We start from the raw sequence: 524 nt of genomic DNA, 5'->3' as shown, positions 1-524 counted from the left end.
TCGCCATCGAGCGCGGCATTGAGGAAGATGGTTCCGCCATTGCCGGTGTAATCGCCATTGATCGTCAGCGTCGTGCCGGGCGCGGTGCCCAGCCGCACCGAGCCTGCGTTGCCGAGCGAAGCCACGGTTTGGTTAAAGCCGGCGAGGTCGAGCGTTGCACCTGAGGCAACCGTGTATGCCGACGCGGCGCCAAGCGCGTCGACGGTACCGGCCGCCAAGGTGCCCTGCTGCACGCCAGTTGCACCGGCGAAAGCGGAGTCGCCTGAGGCCAGCACAAGGGTTCCATCGCTGGCTTTGGTGAATGCACCCGACCCGGTCAGCGCGCCGTTCAGCGTCAAGGTCGTGGCGGCGGCGGTCGAGACGGTGCCGGAGCTCATCACATTCAGCGCACGAGAGGTAGCAAAACTGTTGGTCGCGCTGAGCGTGCCGCCGTCGAGGCTGAGCCCGCCGGCGGCGTCGCCAAGATTGGCATCGGCAGCCACCTGCAGCGTGCCGCCATTGATCGCCGTGCCGCCGGTGGAGGT

1 protein-coding gene is annotated in these 524 nt (G+C 67.4%); it reads right to left on the bottom strand.

Annotated elements, in window-relative coordinates; all coding sequences use genetic code 11:
- On the bottom strand, positions 1–524 hold a 524-nt coding region (locus EN893_RS37310; protein WP_206640279.1), incomplete at both ends, for an autotransporter-associated beta strand repeat-containing protein.

This window comes from Mesorhizobium sp. M7A.F.Ca.CA.004.04.2.1, from assembly GCF_004022825.1.
GTDB lineage: Bacteria > Pseudomonadota > Alphaproteobacteria > Rhizobiales > Rhizobiaceae > Mesorhizobium.
Note: the sequence above shows the minus strand (reverse complement) of the source record. Positions and strands in the feature narration are given on the sequence as shown.